The organism is Ilyobacter sp. (assembly GCF_041583315.1).
Lineage (GTDB): Bacteria > Fusobacteriota > Fusobacteriia > Fusobacteriales > Fusobacteriaceae > Ilyobacter.
The window spans coordinates 1-9511 of record NZ_JBFHGC010000037.1 but is presented as its reverse complement, the minus strand read 5'-3'; the positions used below and the strand labels follow the sequence as shown (position 1 = coordinate 9511).

Here is a 9511-nt window from a genome sequence, read left to right as displayed (position 1 = left end):
GTATATTTATTTTCTTGCCATCTACCGGCATATAGGGGGGATTACTTATGACATAATCGTATATGTTTCCAGATTTTATCTCCTTCACATCCCCTAAAACTACCTCTATACGCTTATTTAGACCATTTCTCTTTACATTCCTTTCAGCCAGCTCTGCCATTTCAGGCTGCACCTCCAGGGCAGTTATTTTTTCTACCCCTTCACTCTCTGAAAGAAGTATGGATATTATTCCTGTACCTGTACCTATTTCCAGTAATTTCCCGGGTTTAACCCCTCTGAAAAAATCTGCCAATATCACAGCATCCACAGAAAATCTAAATCCGGTTTTCTTTTGGATGATATCCCTTCCCATTTCATTCAGAAGAGTTATATCCTCATCAGGATGGATCATTACTCCTTCTCCAGTCCTTTTAGTTTACGTTCTTCATCACTTGTTTTATTTTGGAGTTTTCTGGCTTCTTTTTTGTTAAACTTGATATCTACCAGATCTTTTCTCATCATTCCTTTAGTAGGAATATCAACATACAGATAGCCGTTTAATGGATTTACTCCCACTACTCTTCCGTCTCCGTCTTCAGTTCCCACTATCTGGTTCACTGCCGGGAAGCTTTTCAGAGCATCTGCATACTGACTGTGCTCATATTTTATACAGCAGAGCAGCCTTCCGCAGGCTCCTGATATTTTGGAAGGATTTATTACTAGTCCCTGATCTCTCGCCATTTTTATTGATACCGAGTCAAATTTATTTATAAATGTTCTGCAGCAAAGTTCCTTTCCGCAGATACCTATGCTTCCTAGAATTCTGGCTTCATCCCTCACACCGATCTGTCTCAGTTCTATACGCAGTTTAAATATAGTTGCCAGATCTTTTACCAATTCTCTGAAATCTATCCTTCCCTCTGCAGTAAAATAAAATATAAGTTTCGACTTGTCAAAAGTAAACTCCGATGCCACTATTTTCATTGGAAGTTTATGCTCAACTATTTTCACTTTACATACCAGATAAGCAGCCTCTGACTCTTCCCTCAGATTATTGTATCTTTCTATCTCTTCTTCTGAGGCTTTTTTAATTACAGGTTTGAGAGGAAGAACCAGTTCTTTTTCCGGAAGTTCCCTTGTCTCACCGTAGACAACTCCTAGTTCTCTTCCTCTAGCAGTATCTACTACGACCTTGTCACCTTTTTTATACTGAGTTTCGTCTGTCACTTCAAAATAATATCTTTTTTTAGTAACCTCAAAAATCACGCCTAAAACTTTATAGGTTTTTTTTTCTTTAGGTTCCTTTTCCACCGAAGGTTTTATCTCATCTGATTTTGTATTCTTTTCTTTGACATCTATATCCTTTTCCATTTTGTCCTCCCGATTAAATGAGCCCTTTTTCCAAAAAACTAAAATAAGAGTCTCTGCTTATTATCATGTGGTCTAGTACTCTTATCTCAATGGCATTAAGTACTTGTGAAATTTTATTTGTAAAATCTATATCCGCCTTAGACGGTTTTAAATTCCCCGAGGGATGGTTGTGTGCAAATATTACTGACTTGGCTCCGTACTTTATGACTTTTTCCACTATATTTCTCGGATATACTCCGCTTCTGTCGATGGTCCCCCTGAAAAGGGTTTCCTCACAGAGAAGGTTATTGGCAGTGTCGAGAAATATGACTTTAAACTCCTCAATAGGAGAAAAACCTATGTCATTTCTCAAAAAAGCCAAAAGATCCCTTGTTCCTGATATAGTAGTAACATCCCGTTTTGAATATGAACTTTTAAATATATCCTTAGATGTCTCTGAGATCAGTTTTAGAAAAACCAAGCTTCCCTCTCCCACTCCATCTATTTTCAAAAGTTCCTCAGATGAAGCCTTCAGAACTCCCTCTATACTTTCAAATTTCTCTAAAAGTTCTTTTGCCACAGGTTTTACATCTTTTCTTACTATGCTGTATGTAAGAAGCAGCTCCAGTTTTTCATAATCCAAAAAGGAATCATATCCGCCTTTTAAATACTTTTCTCTGAGTCTTTTTCTGTGTCCTGCCGTCTCTTTCATAGACCATCACCTTATAAAAGAATTCCATCAATTATATCCTCTCAAACACCACTTTGTCAAAAATCCCCGCTTATGCAGGGATTTTTTTAAGCAAAAAGTTCGTATACTTCATCGACTTTTTTCATTTTTTTTATAATTTCCAATGCTCCGGTTATTATAGGATAAGTCAGGACTGCTCCCGTTCCCTCTCCCAGTCTCATATTCATATGAAGCATAGCTTCAAGCTGTAAGCTGTCCAGTACGACTTTCATTCCAGGCTCTTCACTTTTGTGAGTAGCTATCATGTAGTCCTTTGAAAGAGGTGCTATCTTAGCCGCTGCCAAGGCCGCTACCCCAGATATAAATCCGTCTACCAGCATTGGTTTCTTTGCTGCTGCTGCCCCTAGATACATTCCTATCATGCAGGCTATATCCAGTCCGCCTACTCTTGCTACCACATCTACAGGGTCTATCTCTTTGACTCTGTGTAGTTCACAAGCCTCTTTTATAATATTCTTTTTTTTAAGAAGGCCCTCATCACTGAGACCTCCACCTCTTCCCACTATTAGCTCCATGTCCTCATCTGTAAAGGCATAGAGTACTGCCGAGCTTGTAGTAGTATTGGCTATCCCCATCTCTCCGTTGGAAAATATATCGTAGCTGTCTTTGAGGTTATTTATTGTTCTGATTCCTGTTTCTATAGCCTCTATACATTCTTCCCTGGTCATGGCAGGTTCATTTTTCAAATTAGCTGTCCCATTCTTCACTTTATGGTTGTGAAGATTCGGGTAGTCTCTTTTTATCCCGCCTTTTATACCTATATCTATGAGTTTGAAGTCGACCCCCACAGATCTGCACAGTATTCCTATTGCAGCTATCTCATTTAGCATAGCCTCTGATACTATCCCTGTGTATTCCAAAGGACATGATGATACTCCCTCTTCTATTACACCGTTATCTGCCGAAGCTACTATGTGACATCTTCTGTCTGCACTGTTAAAAACTTTACCTGTAATCCCTGCAAACTGAACTGCTATCTCTTCTAGCTTCCCCAGACTTCCCTTAGGTTTCATCCTGGAATCCAGTCTTTTCTGGGCCCTTTTCACTGCATCTTTATCTAGACCCTCTATATTTCTCAAGGTTTCTTCAAAAAGTTCCATTTATTTTCCCCCTATATTGAGGCCCTGTAGCACAGGGAATCCGTCTCTGAATTCTAATATACTTACTCCACCGGTATTCAGTGCAAATTTCCAATACCCGTCAAGACCCCCGGTTATATAATAACTCAGTATACAGTTTATTACTCCCCAGTGTGTTACAACAACTATATCCTTTTTTTCTTTATCAAGGCTTTTCAGGAATTCCACAGCTCTTTTCTGGAGCTGGGTTACGTTCTCTCCGTTTTCATAGTCGTACTCCTGCCATTTTTCTTTCCACAATTTTACCTCAACCGGATATTTTTCCTTTATCTCTCCGTATGTGAGACCCTCAAAAATTCCAAAGTTTATCTCTCTCAATTCTTGAGATACATTTACAGGAAGTCCCTGATAATTTACTATATCTGCAGTTTCTCTGGCTCTAGAAAGATCACTGGAATATATTTCATCATATTTAAAGTTCTCTATTACACTCTTGGCTTTATTTGCTTGTTCTATACCTTTTTCCGTAAGTTTAGGATCGAGCCATCCGAAAAACAGACCATCTCTGTTCATCTCACTTTCACCGTGTCTTACCAGTATGACCTTTCCCATATACCCACCAAACCTTAAAAATTTTTATAATATAATTGCTGCAAAGAAAACAACCAAAATCTCTGTCATCTCAAGAACAGCTCCTAAAGTATCACCGGTAACTCCTCCGATTTTCCTGTCCATAAGTTTTGCAAAATAAGCTCCAGGCAGCATAACCAAAGGTATTATAGCCAAAAGTCTCAATCCTAAATCAATTTCTCCGAAATGCCATCCTATAAAATACACATAAATGGCAGTTAAAACAGTAGATATCAGTACCCCTACAGTCGTTGTGTGCTCTACTATGGACTTACCCATTCCTGTGGCTCTTGCATAGGGTCCTATTGCTGCATTCAGCACACTGTTCAGCCTTGCTATTACAGGCATTATCAGTATAATTGCAAAGCCTACCTCTACAATTAGAGATATCTTCAGTATAAAATAAATAATAAGAGCTAAAGCTCCGTTAGATCCAAGTCTCGAATCTTTCATTATCTCAAGCATCCTGTGCTTACTTCTATAGCTGAATATTCCGTCAAAGGTATCTGCAAGACCGTCCAAGTGAAGTCCGCCAGTCAGAATAATCTCCAGTAAGACAATAAGAGATGCGAGGGCATAAGGGTTATTTATATACTTGCTCAGCACAAGATAAGCTCCCCAGAGTATTCCACCTATCAGTATCCCCACAATCGGAAAAAACTTCATGCTTTTCCCCACTTCGTCTGCATCATATTCTACCTTAACAGGTATCGGTAACCTGGTCATAAATTGAAATAAAAGTAAAAGTCCCTTCATCTGTTCCCTCCGTATTATTTTAATCTCATCGGCAGTCCTGAGACAACTAGATAAGCTTCATCTGCTTTCTCGGCCACCATCTGGTTCATTCTCCCTGCTATATCTCTAAAGTGTCTTCCTAGTGCATAGGGAGGGACTAGTCCCATTCCAAGCTCGTTTGACACGATCACAAGTTCTAAGTTTTTTTCTTCTACAAAATCAAAAATTCCTTTTATCTCTTCCTGGATTTTTTCTTCAATGGAATGCAGTTCCTCTTTACCTATGGAATCCCAGTCATATTCCTTTTCCATTATCATAAGGTTTGTCACCATCACTGTTAGGCAGTCCAAGAGAATTATCTTCTCGTTACTCACCTTATTTTTGAGAATCTCATAGAGATTTTTATAAGCCTCTATAGTAAGCCAGTTTTCGCCTCTCTGTTCCTTATGTTTTTCCACCCTGAGTTTCATCTCATTATCAAATGGAATAGAGGTGGCCAAGTATACTCTTTTTAGCTTGCTGGCTGCCACATGGTTTTCTGCAAAGCTGCTTTTACCGCTCCTGGCACCACCAGTAACATAGATGATTTTCCCCATGTTTCCCCCTTCAAAAACTTAAGTTATCACAATTTTTATTATATCACTTACAGAATAAAATATCAATAACAAAGGGCTTTGGAATTACAATTAAAAAGGACCGGCTCAGCCGGTCCTGGTGTTTTTATGCTGGTTCTACGTGGCCATAATCTCCATCATTTCTTTTATATACTACATTGAGCTCCTCTGTATCGGCGTTCATAAAAACATAAAACTGTTTGTTAAGAACTTCCATCTGCATAACAGCTTCCTCTACATACATAGGTCTTGCAGAGATTGTAGTTTGGACAATTCTCTTACTGTCCTCTTTTTCTATTGTCTTAGTTTCAGGATTATACTTGATAGTATTTTTACGTCCTGCATTGTGTTTATTGTCTCTTAATTTTTCTTTATATTTAGTTATTTGCTGTTCTAGTACATCTACGACTTCATCTATGGCTGAATATAGATCTTCATCAGTAGCAGTTGCCTTGATTTTATTACCATTAATATAGACCAATACATCTGCAGTATGGTAATCTCCGGTTTTCAAATTCTCAGCCGATAATGTTACATCCACCTCCATAATATTGTCGAAATATTTTTTTATCTTACCAACTTTCTTCTCAGCATGTAGCCTGATTGGTTCTGTAACGTCTAGATGTCTCCCGTGGATGATTAATCTCATATAAAACCACTTCCTTTCATCGATCCTTAGCATAAGCTCCGGTGTATTTGTTGAATCGTTGTCAACTAATAAGATTATACAACTATTTAATGAATTTCCTAGTTTTTTTAAAAGTTTTTTTTATTATTTTATTTTCTCTAGAGTTCTTCTTCCAAATGCAGGCATCCTTTTTTCAAATAATATCTTTTATGACATATCTTTGCAAGTTCTCTCGAATGAGTAACCACGATTATAGATTGCTTCTTCTCAGTATTTATTCTTCTTAAAAGTCCATGTATCTTTTCACTTGTTTCTTCATCTAGGTTTCCAGTGGGCTCATCTGCCAGCAGTATCTTGGGAGAGTTTATAAGGGCTCTCGCTATGGCAACCCTCTGCTTCTCTCCTCCAGAGAGTTCAGTCGGTTTATGACCCATCCTTTCCCCCAGTTCTACCTCTTCCAGTAGTTTGACAGCCCTTTCTTTTATTCCGGCCTTGTCTTTAAAGTTTTTCAGTAAAGCCGGTAGCATTACATTTTCCAAGGCTGTAAATTCAGGCAGAAGATAGTGAAACTGAAATACAAAACCGAGCATCTCATTTTTTATCTTGTCAATGTTGCTTCCGTTGAGATTGTCCACCTCTATACCGTCAAAATATATTCTCCCGCTGTCAGGTTTATCCAAAAGTCCTATGAGATTCAGCAAAGTAGATTTTCCGGAACCTGATTTCCCAAGTATAGATATAAACTCTCCCTCTTCAACCCTCAGATCAAGATCATTTATAATATGCAGATCCCTTTTTTTATCCTTATAGTTTTTATTTAGTTTTTCTAGATTTAGTACTGTTTTACTCATATCTCAACGCCTCCACCGGTTGTAATTTTGCTGCCCTGTATGCAGGGAAAATGCTGGAAATAAATATTACCACAAGATTAGCACCTATTATTGTGAAAATCTCTTTGACAGATAGTTCCACAGGTATCTTTGTAAGGTAATATATGCTCGTCAGCTGGGCTATTGAATAATTTTTTACATACCACAGTATGGCCAAGGCCACTGCAGTTCCTATTACTATCCCCATTACCCCCAGGGTCATTCCCTCTATAAGAAATATTTTCATTATTCTCTCACTGGAGAACCCCATGGCCCTCATTACGCCTATATCTCTTGTTTTTTCCCTCACAAGCATATTCAGAGTCACCCATACTACAAATCCGGCTATTACAACTATGAGTGAAAATACTATTATCATGACTGTTTTCTCCAGAGAAAGTGCCGACAAAAGATTTTTGTTCAGCTGACCCCAGGTTTTTGTATTTAGATTGGTTTTATTGTTTATTTCAGCTGCCACCTTATCTGATTTGTAGGCATCATTGAGCATTACATCCATCTTAGTCACTACGTTACCCGAGTATGTGAGAGCCTGTACAGCTCTTAGAGGCAGCATTACAAGGCTAGTATCATATTCATAGTATCCGCTCTGAAATACTCCCCCTATTTTAAACCTGACTTCTCTGTTGTCTGCAGAAACTATGGAAACTTCATCACCCAGACTGGCTCCCAGCTGTTCGTAAAGTTCCTTCCCCATAAGAAGTTGTGTAGGTTTATCAAAGTCCATTGTTCCATGAACGATTTTTTTATCCAGTTCCATTGCTCTTTTGGCATCATCCAGGTCTAGTCCCTCTATCTTTACACCTGATATATAGCTTCCAAGCACACCGTTATACTTTAATATCCCCTGGGTAGAGGTTTTAGGAACTACTCCCTTTACACCCTCTATACCCTCTATTATTTTCTGTGTTTCCCTGTAGTTCTCCATGTCGCCGTTATCCTGCACCACCACATGAGATGTAATAGAGAGAATACTTTCTATCATGTTCTTGTCCAGACCGTTTGCTATACCTATAGAAACTATCAACACTGCTATTCCTATGGTCATACCGAGGATAGAGATTATACTCTGTTTTTTCCTCTCGACTATGTGTTTTTTAGCAATAAAAAACTCTATCATGGCTTTCATTCTCCTTTATTTATGTTATTTCCCTTCACAGGGGAATTATACACCATATACATGCCATCCTCAACAGAATGTTAACTTTGGTGGCTGTACTTTTTGATTTTTAAATTTTTTATGATTTTATCCACTTCAAATAAAGGTTCATAAAAATTCATGGGTTCTTTTTTTATCCAGCCAGACAACTTAAAAAGCCGGAGACTGCCGGCTTTTTAAATCAAACTATTCTGATTTATCATGTTTCACATAGATAAGATTATTCAGTTCAACACCGTCTTTTTCTGCCTTTTCAAGTAGTTTAATTACTATCTCTTCATCTAAAACAGGAGTCCTGGAGAGTATCCACAAATACTTGTCACTTCTTCCCCTTATTAACGCATACTCATAGTTGTCTCTGTCATAATCCATTATTATATAATCAGCATAAAAAGGCCAAAAGAAGCTGACTTTCAGTATGTTTTCAACAGTTTTATATTTTATCTTTGCTTTTCCCACGACAGTTTTGACTTTTTCGTTCTTCTCGTCATAGCCTGTATTTGTAACTTTTATTTTGTTATTTCCCAGCTTTTCATACTGAGCAGTCACATTGCTCAGTCCTTTTTCAAATTTATGGTCTTTTCTCACTATTTCATACCATTTTCCAAGGTACTTTTCTGACTGAAATTCAGAAATACCGTACTTTTTCTCCTGTCCCTTCCAAGAATAAGACATGGAATAGATAAAAAAAGTTAAAAAAATTATCAAAATTTTAAAAAAAATCTTCATAAATCCCCCCTATACAAAGGTTTTATATCTCATCGTCCCTTAATTTTTTGTAAATACCATATCCATATGAGGTATTCCGTCTTCTATATACACATCAGATGCCTCTTCAAACCCGAGGCTGAGATAAAACTCAAGAAGGTATTCCTGTGCAGATATTCTTATGGATTTTTCTTTCAGTTCTTCAGTCACAAATCCCATGGTCTTTTTCATCAGCTCCTGTCCTAGCCCTTCACCTCTATACCCCATGTTCACCAGGACTCTTCCTATAGAGACTTCATCAAAAGAAACTCCAGGAAGAAGTATTCTCGTATAGGCAGCCACCTTCCCGTCATCTGTGGCAAAAAGATGATAAGCATCTATATCCTTCCCGTCTATCTCTGCATAGGCACAGTTTTGCTCCACCACAAAGACATCCACCCTCTGCTGCAGTATATCGTAAAGCTCTCTGCTGCTAAGTTCATCAAATTTCTTTATTTTCCACTCCATTACAGATCTCCCCCTTATAAATATATTTTTATGTATTTCAAATTAAATTATTGAATTTCTCTAGACTTTGTTACTTTTCTCTTGACAGAAAAGTAACCAAAAGGTCAAGGCTGTGAAAAATCAGCTAAATGACCTTGAAAATCCAAGAAAAACTCGAAACTCACTTCGTTCAGACAGTCGATTTTTTCTAAGGATTTCACTGCGACCATTCTTAACGCTGATTTTATCAATGCCACTTAAAGATTAAGATATTTAAATGATTTTTAAAGTCCATAGAATCTTTAAAATCTTTAAAGTCTTTTAAGGTTTTTGAAGTGCCTATTCGCAGGACGAGCGTGAAGAAATATAATCAATTTTACGTAAAGAAAATACAATGTCTGAGCGCAGCGAGTTTTGTATTTTTAGTAAAATTTATTATATTTTAGCTTGGACAAGACAAGGCTTGATTTTTGGTTACTTTTCATCAAGGAAAAGTGACAGCAAT

Annotated in this window: 12 protein-coding genes; all 12 read right to left on the bottom strand. The window is 37.6% G+C overall.

The genetic code is table 11. The features are described 5' to 3' along the window. Positions 1-391, bottom strand: a 391-nt coding sequence (locus tag ABZA26_RS02500) for a tRNA1(Val) (adenine(37)-N6)-methyltransferase (RefSeq protein ID WP_372712948.1), incomplete at its 3' end; no start/stop codon positions are given. Beyond that, positions 391-1350, bottom strand: a complete 960-nt coding sequence (locus ABZA26_RS02495) for a stage 0 sporulation family protein (protein WP_372712947.1) — start codon at positions 1348-1350, stop codon at positions 391-393. The genes ABZA26_RS02495 and ABZA26_RS02500, both read right to left, overlap by 1 nt. 13 nt (positions 1351-1363) lie before the next feature. Further along, positions 1364-2041 (bottom strand): DNA repair protein RadC, encoded by a 678-nt coding sequence (gene radC / locus ABZA26_RS02490; RefSeq protein ID WP_372712946.1) that lies wholly within the window; start codon positions 2039-2041, stop codon positions 1364-1366. An 86-nt stretch (positions 2042-2127) separates the two neighbouring features. Beyond that, entirely contained in the window at positions 2128-3180 is a 1053-nt protein-coding gene (gene cobT / locus ABZA26_RS02485) for a nicotinate-nucleotide--dimethylbenzimidazole phosphoribosyltransferase (RefSeq protein WP_372712945.1), read from the bottom strand. Further along, positions 3181-3771 (bottom strand): alpha-ribazole phosphatase, encoded by a 591-nt coding sequence (gene cobC / locus ABZA26_RS02480; protein WP_372712944.1) that lies wholly within the window; start codon positions 3769-3771, stop codon positions 3181-3183. A gap of 24 nt (positions 3772-3795) precedes the next feature. After that, on the bottom strand, positions 3796-4545 hold the full coding sequence (gene cobS, locus ABZA26_RS02475; RefSeq protein WP_372712943.1) for an adenosylcobinamide-GDP ribazoletransferase: 750 nt from the start codon (positions 4543-4545) through the stop codon (positions 3796-3798). Positions 4546-4559: 14 nt separating this feature from the next. Next, the gene (gene cobU, locus ABZA26_RS02470) at positions 4560-5120 is read right to left on the bottom strand and encodes a bifunctional adenosylcobinamide kinase/adenosylcobinamide-phosphate guanylyltransferase (RefSeq protein WP_372712942.1); all 561 of its coding nucleotides are present in this window, start codon (positions 5118-5120) and stop codon (positions 4560-4562) included. A gap of 124 nt (positions 5121-5244) precedes the next feature. Beyond that, positions 5245-5787, bottom strand: a complete 543-nt coding sequence (hpf, locus tag ABZA26_RS02465; RefSeq protein ID WP_372712941.1) for a ribosome hibernation-promoting factor, HPF/YfiA family — start codon at positions 5785-5787, stop codon at positions 5245-5247. Positions 5788-5924: 137 nt separating this feature from the next. Further along, on the bottom strand, positions 5925-6617 hold the full coding sequence (locus tag ABZA26_RS02460; RefSeq protein WP_372712940.1) for an ABC transporter ATP-binding protein: 693 nt from the start codon (positions 6615-6617) through the stop codon (positions 5925-5927). Further along, positions 6610-7773: an ABC transporter permease gene (locus ABZA26_RS02455; RefSeq protein ID WP_372712939.1), complete on the bottom strand. Its 1164-nt coding sequence runs from the start codon at positions 7771-7773 to the stop codon at positions 6610-6612. Before ABZA26_RS02455 ends, ABZA26_RS02460 begins: the two co-directional genes overlap by 8 nt. Before the next feature lie 225 nt (positions 7774-7998). Continuing rightward, complete coding sequence (locus tag ABZA26_RS02450; protein WP_372712938.1) at positions 7999-8541, bottom strand: lipocalin family protein; 543 nt, start codon at positions 8539-8541, stop codon at positions 7999-8001. A 39-nt stretch (positions 8542-8580) separates the two neighbouring features. Next, positions 8581-9027: a GNAT family N-acetyltransferase gene (locus ABZA26_RS02445; RefSeq protein ID WP_372712937.1), complete on the bottom strand. Its 447-nt coding sequence runs from the start codon at positions 9025-9027 to the stop codon at positions 8581-8583. Positions 9028-9511 lie beyond the last annotated feature (484 nt).